The following is a 16,735-nucleotide window of genomic DNA, read 5'->3' on the forward strand; positions in this document are numbered from 1 at the left end:
AGATTACGCTTCTTCTTCCTGCTCGTCATTGTCGTCCTTACGGACATAGAAGCGAGCAAAGAACAAACCTACCTCAAACAGTAAACACATCGGAATCGCAAGTAAGGTTTGCGAAATCATATCTGGTGGCGTCAGCATCATACCAACAACAAACGCACCAACCACAATGTATGGACGTTTCTCGCTGAGGCTTTTCGGCGTTGTCGCACCAGTCCAACACAGCAGAATAATCGCTACTGGGACTTCAAAAGCAATACCAAACGCCAAAAACAGCGCCAGAACAAAATCGAGATAACTGGCAATGTCGGTCGCAAACTCTACGCCACCCAGTGAGATAGCGGTAAAGAAGCCAAAGACTAACGGGAATACCACAAAATACGCGAAAGCCACACCACAGTAGAACAAGAGTGAGCTCGAGAACATCAGTGGCATGATGAGTCTACGTTCATGCTTGTACAAACCTGGCGCGACAAAAGCCCATACTTGATAAAGAATAAACGGCACCGCAACAAAAATAGACGCGATTAACGTCAGCTTTAGCGGGGTGAAAAACGGAGATGCAACGTCAGTTGCAATCATCGTCGCCCCTTCGGGTAAACGCTCTACCAAAGGTGCAGAGATAAACTCATAGATATCATTGGAGAAATAGATCAGCCCTAAGAACACCACTAATACAGCTAGAATGGCTCGTAATAAGCGATTTCTTAGCTCCAACAGGTGACTGATCAAAGGCTGTGTCTGCTCAACAGAAGACATGGAGACCTCTACTCAAAAAAATCGAAAAGGAGCTGCAGTTCAGCAGCTCCTCCTAATGCGAGACTATTCGGCTTTTTTATCTGCCTGCGGCGATGGCTGAGGAGTTAAACTCTCAACCTTCTCCGTGGAGTCATTGGCGCTCGGAACGGATTCAATACTCTCATTCACAGCCTCAGCTTTGTTAGACGCTGAGTCGCTTTTGCTCGCATATGGGCGCTGTACATCTTGCGCAGCCTGCTTCAATTGTTCAACTGAAGATTTAAGCTCAGGAGAAAGGTCTTCCATTCCCATTTGCTCTGCTTTACGCAAGTTATCTTGTAGCTCTTGCACCTTAAGCTCATGTGAAAGTTCGTCTTTCACACTGTTTGCCATATTCTTCGCTGCGCCGATAAATTTCGAGACACTGCGAATAGCATGAGGCAAACGCTCAGGACCAAGAACCACCAGCCCAACGACAGATATTAATACCAGTTCCCAAAAACCGATATCAAACACGAGTTACGCCTGCTCTTTGTCTTTCTTAGTTTCAGCAGTCGCATCCGTTTTCTGCTGTTCTAGGTTTTTTTGCTCAAAGTCAGCGTCTTTTTTAGCCGCTTCATCTTCACTCATTGCTTTCTTAAAGCCTTTTACAGCGCTACCAAGATCGCCACCAATACCGCGTAGTTTCTTAGTGCCAAACAGTAGAACAACGATCACTGCAATGATCAGAAGTTGCCAAATACTAATACCACCCATTCTCTTTACCTCGGGTCTTATTAAACAAATTATTTCAAGAGTTTAACGTCTATTGACGATAAGCTCGCCAACTAAGCAACCAAAATGTGACACCACCTAGGGCACTCACCATTGAAAGTTGCTCATATGTGCTGTTGACCAATATTGCCGAGCATACGACTAATGTGGCACCAACACCAAATAAAAATTTTCCTGTCGCTTGCTGACGCTTGCTGGAACGATACCCCTGATATAGCTGATCCATGCGCTGATTCATCATCTTACCCTGACGCAAGCTGTCATAGAGCAGCTCAGGTAACTCTGGCAGTTTCTCTGCCCAGAATGGCGCTCTGTCTTTAACCGCATTGATTACAGCCTGAGGACCAACCTGATTCATCATCCACTCTTCAAGGAATGGTTTAGCGGTTTCCCACAAGTCCAGTTGCGGATACAACTGGCGACCCAGACCTTCGACATAAAGCAAGGTTTTCTGCAGCAACACTAACTGAGGCTGAACTTCCATATTGAAGCGACGTGCAGTGTTGAACAGGTTCAATAGCACGTGACCAAACGAAATTTCGCACAATGGTTTGGCGAAAATTGGTTCACAAACAATACGGATAGCAAACTCAAACTCATCGACGTTGGTTTCACGTGGAACCCAACCAGACTCAACATGTAACTCCGCTACACGGCGGTAGTCACGGTTGAAGAAGGCCAAAAAGTTTTCCGCAAGGTAACGCTTATCTTCACTATTAAGTGTACCAACGATGCCGCAATCCAGACCAATCCAGCGAGGATTTTCAGGATGCTGTGGTTCAACAAAAACGTTGCCCGGGTGCATGTCTGCATGGAAGAAACTATCTCGGAATACCTGAGTAAAGAACACGCTAACACCACGTTCAGCAAGAAGCTTCATGTTAGTGCCGTTGGCCTTTAAGCCTTCGATGTCCGATACCTGGATGCCGTATATTCGCTCAGAAACCATTACAGTTTCATTACTGAAGTCGGTAATAACTTCAGGGACGTATAATTCTTCACTGCCTTCGAAGTTGCGTCGCAACTGAATAGCGTTGGCTGCTTCGCGTCTGAGATCCAGTTCATCGAGCAAGGTTTTCTCGTACTCACGAACAACTTCGACCGGTTTTAAACGACGTGCTTCAGGAAGCGCTTTGGCGACTATACGCGCCATGCGGTACATCAGTTTTAGATCTGCATCAATGACCGGGCGAATATCTGGCCTGATAACCTTTAATACCACTTCTTGGTTAGTTGATTTCAACCTGGCGGTATGCACCTGAGCAATAGACGCAGAAGCAAGCGGTTTGATATCAAAATCATCAAACCAGGTTTCAAGCGAGCCACCTAATGCCTGCTCAATCTGCTCCTTGGCTAGCTGACCATCAAATGGAGAAACCTGATCCTGAAGTAAAGCTAATGGATCGGCAATTTGAGGAGGAAACAGGTCACGACGGGTCGACATCATCTGACCAAACTTAATCCATACCGGCCCAAGCTCTTGCAAAGCGAGACGTAGCCTATCGCCAAGTGGCTTATCAGGGTGTTTGTTCTTTATCCAAAACAGGCTCTTACGCGCTAGCAGAGGTGCTTTGGTCAATTGATGCTCTGGCAGTAACTCATCCAGCCCGTATTCTAACTGGACTCGAATAATTCGGTATAAGCGACGCAGCTCAGTCAGGGTCATGCACGCTCCAGTAACTGATTAAGTTTCGCTTCAACACGCGCAGCCTGGCTTTTCACCTCGTCAACCTGATCACAGAAGTGAGCGACTTCAAGGGGCGCTGGTGCAATTTTCCACTCTTCAGTCAAAACTTGAGCAATGTGGTTCTGATGCTTGGTCGCTTGTGACTTAATCAATTGGCCTACATTAGCAGCGCCTCGGACAACAGTGTGTGCAACCACATCACCGGTCACTTTCGACAGCCACTCTTCAATGTCTGGCTTGCAGTCAGTCATTAGCTGCGAGAATTTCTGCGCCAACTGAATATCACCTTCCAGAACCAATTTATCTTGCTTGATTAAGCGAGTGATATTGGACTGTTCACGTAGTTCAGGGAGCACAGAGAGATTAAGAGACAAATAGCAGTCAGGCTGGCCTTCGTAATTGGCCAACACGTCAATCTGCTGACTAAAGATAAAGGTCAGCGTTTTGTTCAGCTCTTTAAGATGAACCTGAATAACCTGACCTTTCAGACGAGCAAGACGACGACCCAGTTCAGGGTCGTCCTTAATAAGAGTATTGAGCGATGTTTCGATCACTGCCGTTACTAGTGGTTCAAATGGCATAGCGAGTAACCTTAGAATTTGTAACCACGGTGCAGTGCGACAATACCACCTGTCAGGTTGTAGTATTTGGTCTGCTCAAAGCCAGCTTCGTCCATCATGCCCTTAAGTGTTTCTTGATTAGGGTGCATACGAATCGACTCAGCCAGATAACGGTAGCTTTCCGCATCATTCGCAACCAACTCACCCATTTTCGGCAATAGGTGGAATGAGTAACTATCATAGATCTTCGACAGAGGCTCAAGAACCGGTTTAGAGAACTCAAGCACTAACAGACGACCGCCCGGCTTTAGCACACGGTACATTGAACGCAGCGCTTTATCTTTATCCGTGACGTTACGCAGACAGAAGCTGATAGTAATTGCGTCAAAGTAGTCATCAGGGAATGGTAGCTCTTCCGCATTAGCCTGCACGTAATGAACGTTGCCAACAATGCCGTTATCACGCAATTTGTCACGACCGACATTTAACATTGAGTTGTTAATGTCAGCCAGAACAACATGACCTTTATCACCAACGATACGAGAGAACTTAGCGGTCAGGTCACCTGTACCACCACCTAAGTCCAATACGCGCTGACCAGGACGAACACCACTGCAGTCGATAGTAAAGCGTTTCCATAGGCGATGAATACCACCCGACATCAGATCGTTCATAATGTCGTACTTGGCTGCCACTGAGTGGAAAACCTCAGCAACTTTAGCGACTTTCTCTTCTTTCGCTACGGTTGTGAAACCAAAATGCGTGGTTTCATTTGTTTCTAAAGCTGTATTCGATTGCACGCTTGTATCCGTCATTGTGATTCCTCTTCGTACAGTGCATTGAATTAATACGACCTAAGCACTGCGGGCGATTAGTTTACTTTATCCTCATCCGGATGTCTTTCGGCGAAAGAGTCATTTTTATTCAAGCTTGCATTTTCTGTGAAATGATCGTGATGTGCGAGCTGGGCTAAGTCATTTGAAATGGATTTTTTCACCTCAACCCCGAGCTGTTTAAAGCTTTCCGCCTGACGGATCACGTTGCCACGGCCAGTCGCAAGTTTGTTCATTGCGCCTTGATAGTTCTGGTTTGCCCGGTCAAGAGCGCCACCCAAACTCTCCATATCATCAACAAACAGACGCAGCTTGTCGTACAGCTTACTTGCCCGCTCTGCAATTACCTGAGCGTTCTGATTCTGTCGCTCATTGCGCCACAGATTATCAATAGTTCGCAACGCCACCAGCAAAGTTGTTGGGCTAACCAGAATAATGTTTTGCTCCATAGCATCTTTTACTAAACTCGGATCAGCCTGAATCGCGACCTGAAACGCCGGTTCGACAGGAATAAACATCAATACGTAGTCGAGGCTGTGGATGCCTTTCAGTTGGTGGTAATCTTTTTGCGACAATCCTTTAATATGCGCCCGAAGTGCTAGTAAGTGATCACTTAGCGCTCGATCCTTTTCATGATTGGTTTCCGCATTGAAGTAACGTTCGTAAGCAACCAACGCCATCTTAGAATCAACCACGACTTGCTTATCCTGAGGTAAGTGAACAATCACATCCGGCTGATAGCGCTTGCCTGCCTCATTCTGCAGGCTCACCTGAGTTTGATACTCGTGGCCTTCACGTAATCCCGACTCAGCAAGCACGCGAGCAAGTACCACTTCCCCCCAGTTGCCCTGCTGCTTATTGTCCCCTTTTAGTGCCTGAGTGAGGTTCAGCGCCTCTTTACTCATCTGCTCATTGAGACGTTGCAGATTTTTCAGCTCATGGACTAAGGTGTGACGCTCTTTCGCTTCCTGATTGAAGCTATCACTGACCTGCTTCTTAAAGCCTTCAAGTTGCTCCCTTAACGGGGAGAGTAACCCATCAAGGCTCTGACGGTTTTGCTGATCGACTTTGGCTGTTTTGGCGTCAAATAACTGGTTGGCAAGGTATTCAAACTGCTGCTTGAGGCGCTCTTCGGCCTGTTCAAGTAACTGGAGTTTTTCCTGACTGGACTTGGTTTGTTGCTCGTGACGCGCTTCCTGCTCGCGTAATTGAGCTTCAAGCTGAGACTTCTGTTCGCGAACGCTGTTCAGGTCATCTGCATATTGTTGGCGTTCTTGTTTAACCGCTTCAAAGTAACGTAGCTTCTCTAGCACCGCCATCAATTTACCGTGAGATTGCTTGAGCTCGTGAGCCGCTTTATCTCGCTCCCCGTCAAGCTCATCAAGGTCTTGCTGTGCTTCTGCTAACTCTTTCTCTAATTGAGCAATCTGATTTGCGGCTAACTGCTGGTTCGATTCGAGCTGTTGTTCAAGCAGTTGATGATCAAAGCGCATTTTCTGTTTAACCCACCAGCCGACAGCTACGCCGCTGGCAACTGCGCTAACAATACCACTCACCAACACACCTTGATGCTCAAGAATCCATTGCATAATAACGATTTAACTCATAAATATTCGATAGTTTTAATGGTATTTTACCACTGGATAAATGTCCAGTTTGTCGGCTAGATATCGAACAGCTAGACTAGGCGCTCCGTACCCTGTACCACACTGATAGCGGATGCAAAGCAAGCTATTGGTTTTATTAAGGAACATCATGAACGAGCGTCGTGCTTTAGGATTAGGTTTATCGGCTGTACTACTCTGGTCGACGGTAGCCACCGCTTTCAAACTCACTCTGGCAGAATTTTCTCCGATTCAAATGCTTACCGTTGCCAGCATTGTTTCTGCTATCGCGCTAATCACCATTTGCGCGGTTCAGGGCAAACTCAAATTGCTACCGAGTACATTTTTATTTAACCCTTGGTATTACTTACTGCTTGGCCTGATTAACCCACTGGCGTACTACATAATTTTGTTTAAAGCCTACGACTTGCTTCCCGCATCACAGGCACAGGCGATCAACTACAGTTGGGCGATCACCCTAACCTTAATGGCTGCTGTATTTTTGGGGCAGAAGATTCGTAAACAGGATTGGCTCGCCTGTACGTTCAGCTATCTGGGTGTGATTGTCATTGCCACTAAGGGCGACGTACTTGGCTTGAATTTCGATAGCCCACTTGGGGTTGGTTTAGCGCTGCTTTCCACTTTGCTATGGGCAAGCTACTGGATTCTAAATACAAAAAACAAAGCGGACCCTATTGTCGGCGTACTATTAGGCTTTCTTGTCGCCATTCCGTGTGCGATAGGGTTAACCATTTATGAAGGGCTGTCTTTTGACCAGATCTCTGGCCAGGGGTGGCTTGCAGTGACTTACGTAGGCTTGTTTGAAATGGGCGTCACTTTCGTACTGTGGTTAAGTGCACTAAAACTCACGCAAAACACGGCACGTATCAGTAACCTTATCTTTGCTTCACCGTTTATCTCACTGATGCTGTTAGCAAGTATCATCGGCGAACAGATTCATCCAGCAACTCTGGTTGGGTTAGTGCTGATCATCGCAGGCCTGGTGATCCAACAGATCAGATTCGGCAAAAAAGATCTTAACAAACAAGCGGTGTAACAACTCTGCTACATTAGGCTCGTCTATTCGTTTCTAGAAAAGTTGATAGGCGAGCTCGCTGCCATTACCACGAACCTTATCGATTTTAGACGCCAGTTCTGGCGATACGTGTAATGCCTGGGCAGCTTTACTGTTTGCCAGATAGTTTTGTTTTTCTTGCTCTTCAAACATCGCATCCCAGCGCTGATGAGCATCACGAGCAAGGTACATCAGGCAAGCTAATCGCTTCGATTCCACGGCTTTAGCCGGGTGGTTAACATTAGCAATCGCATCTACCAACTCATTGGGGAATTTCCAGCTCTCCGCTAAAACCGCCCCAAGCTGCTGAGCATCGACACCTAACACTTCTCTTTGTACCACAACCGCATTTTCGCCATTAGCGACACGATGGCTTATCGCTACAGCTTTTTCAGGCTCTAAGGTATGAATCATCAACTCGCCAATATTGTGTAGTATGCCAGTGGTAAAGGCTTCGTTAGGGTCGAGTTTAATGTCTTTGGCTATCGTACTGGCTATGGTGGCAACTTCAAAAGTGCCAGCCCAGTAGTCTTTGATATTTAAGGTTTCTATTTTGGGAAAACTTGAGGCGAGAATGGAGGAAGAGATTAAATTACGAATAGCCCCGATACCAATACGCACGATGGCATCATTAATATTTGAGGTACCTTTAACGCCACCAAATTGGGCTGAGTTTGCCATCCTCAGCACTCGAGCCAGAAGTACCTGATCCATCGCCATTTTGTGTGCAAGCTCGCTAAAGTCGATAGAGTCACGGTTGACCATCTCCAGCAATTCCTGCAAAACACTTTCAATTCGTGGTAATTCGTTAATTCGAGAGATCAGTGCTTCTTGGCTCATAGAGTTCACTCCTTCGCTACCCTTCACTTTTTTTATAGAGTAAGTGTAGTACCAAAGAATGAACTCGAATCGTTTTTAGTTCACGAAAATTACACCCACTGCCCTGCAACAAAACCAGAGCTCCAGCACCACTGGAAGTTGTAGCCGCCTAGCCAACCAGTGACATCCATTACTTCACCAATAAAGTACAAGCCTTTGATTTGCTTGCATTCCATCGTTTTAGAAGATAGATGTTTAGTATCAACACCACCCAGCGTTACTTCTGCGGTTCGGTAGCCTTCAGTTCCATTCGGCATGATTTGCCAGTTTTCCAGAGTATGAGTGATCTCACCAAGTTGCTTGGCGTTAAATTGTTTAAGGGGCTTATCCTGTAGCACTTTCCGATCAATTAATACTTCGACCAATCGCTTAGGTAACACCTTCGCCAGCGTATTCTTGAGTGTCTGATTCGGGTGCTTCTCAAGTGAACGTTGGAGCAACTCATCAATATCAGCTTCAGGAACCAGGTTAATCGTCACCTTTTCACCGGCCTTCCAGAATGAAGAGATCTGCAATACAGAAGGGCCTGATAATCCGCGATGAGTAAACAACAAAGCTTCTTTAAATACAGTGCCATCCTGAGCGGTGATCTCGGCAGGAATAGCGATTCCGGATAGCTCAGCAAATGCTTCTTTATCTTCTTTGTGCAGAGTAAACGGTACGAGACCCGCTGTGGTTGAGATAACCTCTAAACCAAACTGCTCAGCTATCTTGTAGCCAAAAGGCGTGGCTCCAAGTTTAGGCATCGACAAGCCGCCTGTCGCAACGACGAGGGACTGGCACTCAATCACGCTGGTGTTGGCATGCAGAGTGAAACCCGTCTCAGTTTGTTCGATATGGTGAATATCTTGCTGATAGCGCTGACTGACACTTGGGTAGTCGCACTCTGCAAGCATCATTTTTACGATGTCTTTTGAGTCGTAGTCACCGACGCAAAATAGCTGACCATGGTCGCGTTCTTCAAATTCAATACCATGCTTGCTGACCATGGAGATGAAGTCCCAGTTGGTGTACTGAGATAGCGCAGACTTAACAAAGTGTGGGTTTTGACATAAGTAGTTATTCGCCGTCACATCATAGTTTGTGAAATTACAGCGACCACCACCAGCAATCAGGATTTTTCGGCCAGGCTTTTTAGCGTGGTCGAGCACTAAGGTCTTACGGCCGCGTTTTCCAGCTTCCGCCGCACACATTAGCCCAGCAGCACCTGCTCCGATAATGACAACGTCAAACTTTTCCGTCATGAATAACTACTCATTAAAACCAATAAAAAAGGATGTGCGTAGTGCACATCCTTAGCAATTTGAACGGTTATTCTAGCGGTATTTACATTGAATGCCAATTCAACACTCAGAGAATCATCGCCGCCAATAGTGTTACAGCAAGTAAAGAGGTCGACAGGATAAACAGCTCTCTGACGCGGTCACACTTGCCAGTAAACACTTCATCATGGTGATGATGATACTCTTTACTCTTAAGGTAGTGGAATAAGCGAACTTGCTTAGTGACATTACCATGTGTAGTAAAGAAACCACCGCCATCGACTTGCTGATAAAGCAAAGGATGGGCTTCTCGCATGATGTAAATGAGTGAGCGCAGCGCAGTGAGATAGCGAACCATATTCACTACCGTTACCATCAATAACGCAAATAGAATTGTGTCAGCGTTGATCATCTTTTCCTCCCTACATCTTCTTAAGTGCCCAGAGAAAAAGACGATCAAATTTAGATAGTCTTTCGCTGATTACTCAGCAGGGGCATCCATAATTGAAGATGAACCTTCTTTTGCCAAAGCTGCTAAATCTTTATCAATAAAGAACAGTGCTTTACCGTCTTCACCAACAAGATCTAACTTATCTAAGATCCCTTTAAATAACTTCTCTTCCTCGTGCTGCTCTGCCACGTACCACTGTAAGAAGTTGAACGTTGAATAGTCTTGTGATGTAAACGCAACATGAGCCAGCTTATTGATTTTTTCAGTAATCATTTGCTCGTGCTCGAATGTTTCGCGGAATACATCTCCCAGGCTATTGAACTCGTGCTTAGGTGCTTCGATAGCGCCTAAAATTGGCATTGCACCTGTCTCGCTCACATAAGTGAAAAGACGTTGCATGTGCTCCATTTCTTCTACGGCGTGAGCACGTAAAAATTCAGCTGCGCCTTCGAATCCTTTGTCTTCACACCAAGCACTCATTTGTAAGTATAGATTGGATGAGAAAAATTCGAGATTAATTTGCTCATTCAATTGTTCAACCATTGCTTGAGAAAGCATGTACCACTCCTACTAAGTCTATGAAGTTAAATTGACTATATCATGTTCATCACCTTAACACTTTGCATAGCAAATGTGGATCTGAGATCACCCCTGCAAAATTTATTAATACGAGGTGCTAATCTTTAATCAGTTCCCTTAACAGGAGATAGCACTATGAGTTATCAACACATTTTGGTTGCCATTGACCTCTCTGAAGACAGTAAAGTTTTGGTCGAGAAAGCCGTATCTTTGGCAAAACCACTCGACGCTGTGGTTTCATTCATTCATATCGATGTGAACTACGCAGAGCTCTATACCGGGTTAATTGATATCAACTTGGCTGAGACTCAGCATCAAGCTATCGAAGCATCTCAACGACAGCTACAAGAACTGGCGGACCACGCAAATTACCCAATCAAACATACCCTGGTTGGCAGTGGTGATCTAAGCAACGAGCTATGTGACACCATCAATGAGTTCAATATTGATTTGGTTGTCTGTGGCCATCATCAGGATTTCTGGAGTAAGCTACTCTCTTCAACGCGTCAGCTAATTAACTGCTCGCCTGTTGATATGTTGGTAGTACCACTAAAAGACTGATTGATAGCCAATATTGGTATAAACTGCCCGATAGTTTTTGATAATGAGTCTTAATTATGGGGTATTTATCCGCTGTCACTTTATTGTGGGCATTCTCTTTTAGCCTGATCGGCGTTTATCTTGCCGGTCAGGTCGATTCTTGGTTTTCGGTGTTAATGCGAGTTGCATTGGCAAGCTTAGTATTCCTGCCATTTTTGCGTTTCAAAGGGGTCGATAAAGGCCTGATTGCACGCCTGATGGTTATTGGCGGCTTCCAGCTCGGTTTGATGTACTGCTTCTACTACCAATCTTTCTTGCTACTTTCCGTTCCTGAAGTACTGCTATTCACCGTATTCACACCTATCTACGTCACCATCATTTATGATCTGCTGAAACGTCGCTTCTCGCCTTGGTATTTGGTGACCGCAGCAATCGCAGTTGCGGGTGCAGCATTTATTAAGTTCGCAGGTATCAACGAGAACTTCGTTGTCGGCTTCTTAGTGGTGCAAGGGGCAAATGTCTGTTTTGCTATCGGTCAGGTCGGTTATAAGTACCTGATGGAGAAGTATCAGGTCGAGCTTCCTCAACATACCATTTTCGGCTACTTCTACCTTGGCGCTTTGTGTGTTGCGACAGTTGCCTTCGCACTAATGGGTAATATCGATAAGATGCCAACCACCAGCACTCAGTGGGGCGTTTTGATTTATCTTGGACTGATTGCCTCGGGTCTTGGTTACTTTGCATGGAACAAAGGCGCAACCATGGTGAATGCAGGAGCGCTAGCGATTATGAATAACGCCTTGGTGCCTGCAGGGCTGATCGTCAATATCGTCATTTGGAACCGTGACGTCGATATTGCTCAACTTAGCATTGGTGGAGCGATCATTCTGCTTTCGTTGTGGGTCAATGAAACCTGGGTCAAGCGCAAGGTACAGCAGAGTACTCAATCCTAGGTTTAACTATGCTGATTAATAAAAAACGCTCTCCGATTGGAGAGCGTTTTTTTGTTGTGCATTAATGAATATTGTTTCCGCTACGTGTATCAGTCAGTTCTGACGTGGCAGTAGCAATCGCTATCTGAGTCGGTAGCTGTGCTTCGAGTTTGTGCTGACGTTTTGCCAACTTGTGCTGCTTTTTAGCCAGTTTAAGCAGTTTCTTTTGCTGCTTGTAGTACTTCTTAAGGGCTTTCTTAGCGCTTTTTATTGCTTTCTTATCTGATAGCTCACCTACGTCAGGTAACGCAGCCTCAGTTTGCTGAGCCTCGATTAAGGGTTGCGGGCGAGCCGCTTTCTGCTTAACTCGTTCAACAACTCTTCGTACTGCTTGCGCTTTCTGTATGGAGGATTCTGTTTGTGCTTGCTTAGGCAGTGCCTCAGCGAGCAAGGCACAACTCTTCTGCTGTTCAATAGGCTGATTTTGACAGGCTTTAGGAGGAATGGCCGCAGGCTTACATAGCGAATCTTTCGCTGACGACGAGCGGGCACATGAACGACAAATGTATTTGGCATCACTCACCAAACGGTGAATTTCACCCAAATTATCAGCAATTTGCTTGCGGTTCATCTTACAAAGACTTTTAGCCACGCTACAACTCCAGCTAAGAATACGAATAGTTCTTAGTAAGATATACCTGCTTGGTTAGCAATTAGCAAGAGCAAAAGTCGCAGAATTGATACAGCGTTCGCTAAGTCATTGATGCATTAACATAAACATCAAAGCGATTTTTTTTGGTCTCAATAGCCATGGTTGGTTTCTTGTCATCAAGCCAGTTCGCATAATCAGGGCGCTTAACCACAACCCTTTTAGCGGCAAGGGCTAAAGCGGGTTCTAACAAACTGTCTGCATCCAAATCTGCCCCGACAAGAGACTGAAAGACACGCATCTCTTTTTTGACTAGCGCGCTCTTTTTCTTATTCTCCGGATGTGGATACATTGGATCGAGGTAAACCACGTCAGGTTGAACAAACTCTTTATCATTTGCCAACTGATCGAGTGCGTCGTGACTGGACGCGTGCAGTAACGACATTCGTTCACTAACCCAATCCCCAATCTCAGCATCTTGCTTAGCTCGCTCCAGACCATCATCAAGTAGTGCAGCAACCACAGGGTGACGCTCCACCATTTGAACCTTACAGCCCAGTGACGCCAGAACAAATGCATCACGCCCCAGACCCGCAGTACCATCGAGGATGGTTGGTGTACTACCTTTATTTAACCCGGCCGCTTTGGCGATGGCCTGCCCTTTACCACCACCAAATTTGCGGCGGTGAGCTACCGCGCCACCAGCTAAATCGACAAATATTGCACCTAACTTTGGCTCATCGAGCTTACGTAACTCAAGTCTTTGGTCAGTCAAAACTAAGGCAAACGGACTCTCTTCGCTGTGGGTTAAGCCCCAGCGTTGTGTAATCTGTTCAAATCGGTCTGTTTGCGTCTGATCTTCACATTGAAGTTGTAGTTGCACGAAGTGCTCCAAAGTCTTGTTACGTTAAGAGTGCGCAGTTTACTGGATTTTCAACAACGGTACTAAGGTTTCTGTGTCACCATTAACTCTTCGATCAGCTCAGCTAAAGGTTTTGGCTTACCTATTATATATCCCTGAGCGTAATCAACCCCAAGCTCCATCAACTGTTCAATGATATGTGTGTTCTCAACAAACTCGGCAACCGTCTTCTTACCCATCTGGCGTGCAAGATCATTAATCGACCTAACCATCAGGTGATCCATCTCATTGACATCAATATCCCTGACAAATATGCCATCAATCTTCACAACATCGACTGGCAGTTTTTTCAGGTAACCAAACGATGACAGACCAGAACCAAAGTCATCCAACGCGATTTGGCAACCTAACGCTTTTAGTTGGGTGAAGAACTCAATCGCTTGGTTCATATTGCTCATCGCTGCCGTTTCAGTGATCTCCAGACAGATCTTGTCGCAAGGCACTGATGACTGTGACAGCTTGTCTAACAAGAAGCGAATAAACTCCTTGTTACCCATCGAATGCCCTGACAGGTTGATTGAGCATGTGTTTAGATGTTCCAGTACTTCAGGGTTACCAGACAGATAATCCAAAGCTTGGGTGACAACCTGCTTATCAAGCAGATGAGCGATATTGTAGCGTTCTGATGCAGGCATAAAGATGCCAGGAGAAATGTATTCACCCTCAGCATTCTTAATTCGAATCAGAATTTCAAAGTGCATTCCCTGCTCTTCTCCAGTCAAATCCAGAATTTGCTGGGCAAACAGTTCTATTCGTTGGTTCGCAAGCGCGTCATGGACCAGATTGACACTCTCCATCTCCTGCTCTCGTCGACGCAGTTCTTTATCATCGAGGCAGTACATGCTGTAGCGGTTGCGGCCTTCTTCTTTGGCAACGTGACACGCGGTATCAGCTTGGGCATGAACCATTTGTGGCGATGACGCAGTATGGTCAATTAAGCGAATACCGATTGAGCAGTTAAGATTGAGACGTATATCTTCCCAAATAAAGGCGTGTTCACTGAGCGTAGTGATTATGGTGCCCGCGACCTTTTTCACATCGAGTTCAGTACAGTCTTTGAGAAGAATCGCAAACTCATCGCCACCCATACGCGCCAATATCGAGTTATACGGCAACACCTCTTCTAACATGCTGGCACAAAACTGAATAGCAGCATCACCCGCTTCATGTCCGGCAGTATCATTGAGTACTTTGAGCTGGTCGAGGTCGATATACAACATCGCATGAGTTCGAGTGTAACTCGCCACTTCACGCAACGCTTTTTCGAGCTCTCGTTCAAAATAGTTACGACTAAAAGTTCCAGTCAGCAGGTCATGCTGTGCCTGATATTGTAACTGTTCCGAAAGCTTACGGGTCTCAGTGACATCTTCACCAACGATTAGGATATGACCTGACTCGACCAGTGGTCTTATGTTCTCTCGTACCCAAACGGTGTTTCCATTAGCGTGTCGATATTCGATGTCACGGCGCCAGACACCTTTTATAGCTTGCTTGGGCTGTAGCAGTACCTGCCTTGCAATTAACGCATCAGAATTGAGGTAAAACTCTTTCAAACGATGGCCTAACAGTTGATCTGACTTGTAACCTAACAACTGCTCAGCAAACTGATTGACCTGCTGGACGCGATTCTGCTCATCTAAGGTCACCATCATCACCGGTTGCTGGTCATAGTAGTGACTGAGATTCGCTTCACGTTGGTAGAGACGCTCTTCGGTTATCTTTCTCGACGTTACATCACGAGCTTCAAGTAGGTATTGCTTACCGCCCTGAAGTGAAGGGATAGGTTTTAGCGCGACTTCTAACACCATAGAGCCATGTTCAGCATGCCAGATTTCAGCTTCAAACTGGGTCGCTGAGTCATCTGATTGTTGTTGGAAGAACAACTGAAGCTGTTTAGCTGCTTCCGCCTCCCAATGGCGATGCTGCCAGATAGGACGGTCAATGCTAAAGTCTTGGTGATAGAGTAACTCTTGCAGCTTACTGTTACTTGAGGTGATACACCCTTGTGGATCGAGTACGCCGATAAAGTGATAGCTTTGGTCAAAGACCATTTCAATCAGTGTCTGACTCTCTTTCGCCAATTGTTCGCTGCGCTTTATGCGGCTCAAGTAGTAGACCAACACCATGATCACTACCGTAAGGAAGATGGTAATACTACCGATAGCTTTAAGCTCATGGGCATATCGGTCAGCGAAGTCTAGTGGCTTATTAAACAGTGATGAGTCCTCTTCACCATCAATACCCAGCCCCCATTTAGTCACTGCCTGATAGTCGAGCTTAACCTGAGGGATACCGTGCTTAACGCTTGGTAACGTCGCGTTAGGGTTATCAAGTGCTGCCATAAGTAGCTCAGCCACTAATTGCCCGTGTTGAAACCCGCTTTGCACTACGCCCCCGACAGCACCATGCCCTAAAGCAAGATCGCGCACCATATAAACCGGTGCTTTTGACACTTCGTTGAGACGTTTCCATTTATCATGTTCCGCAACTAACTCACCGCCAATTTCACGATCATAAAGCGAGAACAAGACTGCATCACGAAGACCGAGTTTAGACAGATGCTCTAACAGTCGCTCATAGCTATCCGGAATATAGGAAACAATTTGGTCACGATATTGTGGATGGTCAGAGAGAAATTGACCAACTTGTTGTCGTACCGCTTCACCGCTTACAGAATGGTCACTGACGATGTGTATTAACTTTACCTGAGGCTGGATTCGCTCAATCAGAGAGATATTACTAAATAGATCAATATCTTCTACGACTCCAGTGGCATTTAAGTTGTTATGCAGTTCAGGGATGTAATTGTTTATTCCACCAAATATAACCGGCACATCACCAATCTCATCAGCCAGCTGGTTCATTAGCTTCAGCGCGTTGTTGTCACTAACAACGATCGCCTGAAAGTTCTCTTGCTCGAACTTGGTTTTGTAGAGTTGGTACAAGCGTTCAAAGTAAGTGTCATTCTGAATTCGCTTGCTATCCAGATAGAGAACCCGGGTCGGAATTCCCGAGCCCTTTAGCTGGGTATCCAGCCCATGTTGGAAGGCATCCGTCCAGAAAAAGCCTTGATGGTAGGAATGAACTATCAGCACATCTTTATCATGCGCCTGGGTAAACGAACTACAAATTATCGCTAGAAGGAATAGACATAAACGCACTAAAATGTGTCTCAGTACCAAAAATTATAATTACTATTGTATCACCACTGGTGATAGTTTGTACTAAAGCCGTAACAATTACGTGAATTACA

The 16,735-nt window shown here is 45.7% G+C and carries 17 protein-coding genes; 3 read left to right on the top strand and 14 right to left on the bottom strand.

Features of this window, described 5'->3' with window-relative positions; genetic code table 11:
• Positions 1-3: 3 nt before the first annotated feature.
• From tatC to rmuC, 7 genes are all read right to left on the bottom strand, one after another.
• Positions 4-756, bottom strand: coding sequence for a Sec-independent protein translocase subunit TatC (gene tatC, locus RH46_RS10650; protein ID WP_006879447.1), 753 nt, complete (start codon positions 754-756; stop codon positions 4-6).
• 63 nt (positions 757-819) lie between these two features.
• A complete protein-coding gene (gene tatB / locus RH46_RS10655; protein ID WP_006879448.1) occupies positions 820-1,251 on the bottom strand; it encodes a Sec-independent protein translocase protein TatB in 432 nt (143 codons plus the stop codon).
• 3 nt (positions 1,252-1,254) lie between these two features.
• Complete coding sequence (gene tatA / locus RH46_RS10660) at positions 1,255-1,491, bottom strand: Sec-independent protein translocase subunit TatA (RefSeq protein WP_006879449.1); 237 nt, start codon at positions 1,489-1,491, stop codon at positions 1,255-1,257.
• Between the two features lie 49 nt (positions 1,492-1,540).
• Positions 1,541-3,175, bottom strand: coding sequence for a ubiquinone biosynthesis regulatory protein kinase UbiB (gene ubiB, locus RH46_RS10665; protein WP_006879450.1), 1,635 nt, complete (start codon positions 3,173-3,175; stop codon positions 1,541-1,543).
• Positions 3,172-3,777 (bottom strand): ubiquinone biosynthesis accessory factor UbiJ, encoded by a 606-nt coding sequence (locus RH46_RS10670; protein ID WP_006879451.1) that lies wholly within the window; start codon positions 3,775-3,777, stop codon positions 3,172-3,174. The genes ubiB and RH46_RS10670 overlap by 4 nt, the downstream gene beginning before the upstream one ends.
• Positions 3,778-3,788: 11 nt before the next feature.
• A complete protein-coding gene (gene ubiE, locus RH46_RS10675; protein ID WP_006879452.1) occupies positions 3,789-4,571 on the bottom strand; it encodes a bifunctional demethylmenaquinone methyltransferase/2-methoxy-6-polyprenyl-1,4-benzoquinol methylase UbiE in 783 nt (260 codons plus the stop codon).
• Positions 4,572-4,627: 56 nt separating this feature from the next.
• Entirely contained in the window at positions 4,628-6,178 is a 1,551-nt protein-coding gene (rmuC, locus tag RH46_RS10680) for a DNA recombination protein RmuC (RefSeq protein ID WP_006879453.1), read from the bottom strand.
• A gap of 166 nt (positions 6,179-6,344) precedes the next feature.
• Here rmuC and RH46_RS10685 point away from each other — a divergent pair, with 166 nt between their 5' ends.
• Positions 6,345-7,250: a DMT family transporter gene (locus RH46_RS10685; RefSeq protein WP_006879454.1), complete on the top strand. Its 906-nt coding sequence runs from the start codon at positions 6,345-6,347 to the stop codon at positions 7,248-7,250.
• Between the two features lie 33 nt (positions 7,251-7,283).
• Here RH46_RS10685 and RH46_RS10690 read toward each other — a convergent pair whose 3' ends face one another.
• From RH46_RS10690 to ftnA, 4 genes are all read right to left on the bottom strand, one after another.
• Positions 7,284-8,108 carry an HDOD domain-containing protein gene (locus tag RH46_RS10690; RefSeq protein WP_006879455.1) on the bottom strand — a complete coding sequence of 275 codons (825 nt, stop codon included), beginning with the start codon at positions 8,106-8,108 and terminating at the stop codon, positions 7,284-7,286.
• A gap of 89 nt (positions 8,109-8,197) precedes the next feature.
• The gene (locus tag RH46_RS10695) at positions 8,198-9,391 is read right to left on the bottom strand and encodes a BaiN/RdsA family NAD(P)/FAD-dependent oxidoreductase (RefSeq protein ID WP_006879456.1); all 1,194 of its coding nucleotides are present in this window, start codon (positions 9,389-9,391) and stop codon (positions 8,198-8,200) included.
• Between the two features lie 106 nt (positions 9,392-9,497).
• Positions 9,498-9,821 carry a universal stress protein UspB gene (gene uspB, locus RH46_RS10700; protein WP_006879457.1) on the bottom strand — a complete coding sequence of 108 codons (324 nt, stop codon included), beginning with the start codon at positions 9,819-9,821 and terminating at the stop codon, positions 9,498-9,500.
• Between the two features lie 69 nt (positions 9,822-9,890).
• Positions 9,891-10,418 carry a non-heme ferritin gene (gene ftnA / locus RH46_RS10705; RefSeq protein ID WP_004409725.1) on the bottom strand — a complete coding sequence of 176 codons (528 nt, stop codon included), beginning with the start codon at positions 10,416-10,418 and terminating at the stop codon, positions 9,891-9,893.
• Positions 10,419-10,574: 156 nt separating this feature from the next.
• On the opposite strand from ftnA, the gene uspA reads away from it, so the two are divergent.
• Both uspA and RH46_RS10715 read left to right on the top strand, forming a co-directional pair.
• Positions 10,575-11,000 (top strand): universal stress protein UspA, encoded by a 426-nt coding sequence (uspA, locus tag RH46_RS10710; protein WP_006879458.1) that lies wholly within the window; start codon positions 10,575-10,577, stop codon positions 10,998-11,000.
• Positions 11,001-11,056: 56 nt separating this feature from the next.
• Entirely contained in the window at positions 11,057-11,932 is an 876-nt protein-coding gene (locus RH46_RS10715; RefSeq protein WP_006879459.1) for a carboxylate/amino acid/amine transporter, read from the top strand.
• A gap of 61 nt (positions 11,933-11,993) precedes the next feature.
• Here RH46_RS10715 and RH46_RS10720 read toward each other — a convergent pair whose 3' ends face one another.
• The 3 genes from RH46_RS10720 to RH46_RS10730 form a co-directional block, all read right to left on the bottom strand.
• Positions 11,994-12,563 (bottom strand): hypothetical protein, encoded by a 570-nt coding sequence (locus tag RH46_RS10720; RefSeq protein ID WP_006879460.1) that lies wholly within the window; start codon positions 12,561-12,563, stop codon positions 11,994-11,996.
• 100 nt (positions 12,564-12,663) lie between these two features.
• Positions 12,664-13,443: a class I SAM-dependent methyltransferase gene (locus tag RH46_RS10725; protein ID WP_006879461.1), complete on the bottom strand. Its 780-nt coding sequence runs from the start codon at positions 13,441-13,443 to the stop codon at positions 12,664-12,666.
• Between the two features lie 62 nt (positions 13,444-13,505).
• A complete protein-coding gene (locus RH46_RS10730; RefSeq protein WP_040895629.1) occupies positions 13,506-16,643 on the bottom strand; it encodes an EAL domain-containing protein in 3,138 nt (1,045 codons plus the stop codon).
• Positions 16,644-16,735 lie beyond the last annotated feature (92 nt).

Origin of the sequence: Vibrio brasiliensis LMG 20546, assembly GCF_000189255.1 — a bacterium.
Lineage (GTDB): Bacteria > Pseudomonadota > Gammaproteobacteria > Enterobacterales > Vibrionaceae > Vibrio > Vibrio brasiliensis.

Bases quoted from the DNA above. Each gene is read 5' to 3' on its own strand.
- tatC (WP_006879447.1), bottom strand. From the start codon at position 756: ATGTCTTCTGTTGAGCAGACACAGCCTTTGATCAGTCACCTGTTGGAG.
- tatA (WP_006879449.1), bottom strand. From the start codon at position 1,491: ATGGGTGGTATTAGTATTTGGCAACTTCTGATCATTGCAGTGATCGTT.
- ubiB (WP_006879450.1), bottom strand. From the start codon at position 3,175: ATGACCCTGACTGAGCTGCGTCGCTTATACCGAATTATTCGAGTCCAG.
- RH46_RS10670 (WP_006879451.1), bottom strand. From the start codon at position 3,777: ATGCCATTTGAACCACTAGTAACGGCAGTGATCGAAACATCGCTCAAT.
- ubiE (WP_006879452.1), bottom strand. From the start codon at position 4,571: ATGACGGATACAAGCGTGCAATCGAATACAGCTTTAGAAACAAATGAA.
- rmuC (WP_006879453.1), bottom strand. From the start codon at position 6,178: ATGCAATGGATTCTTGAGCATCAAGGTGTGTTGGTGAGTGGTATTGTT.
- RH46_RS10685 (WP_006879454.1), top strand. From the start codon at position 6,345: ATGAACGAGCGTCGTGCTTTAGGATTAGGTTTATCGGCTGTACTACTC.
- RH46_RS10690 (WP_006879455.1), bottom strand. From the start codon at position 8,108: ATGAGCCAAGAAGCACTGATCTCTCGAATTAACGAATTACCACGAATT.
- RH46_RS10695 (WP_006879456.1), bottom strand. From the start codon at position 9,391: ATGACGGAAAAGTTTGACGTTGTCATTATCGGAGCAGGTGCTGCTGGG.
- uspB (WP_006879457.1), bottom strand. From the start codon at position 9,821: ATGATCAACGCTGACACAATTCTATTTGCGTTATTGATGGTAACGGTA.
- ftnA (WP_004409725.1), bottom strand. From the start codon at position 10,418: ATGCTTTCTCAAGCAATGGTTGAACAATTGAATGAGCAAATTAATCTC.
- uspA (WP_006879458.1), top strand. From the start codon at position 10,575: ATGAGTTATCAACACATTTTGGTTGCCATTGACCTCTCTGAAGACAGT.
- RH46_RS10715 (WP_006879459.1), top strand. From the start codon at position 11,057: ATGGGGTATTTATCCGCTGTCACTTTATTGTGGGCATTCTCTTTTAGC.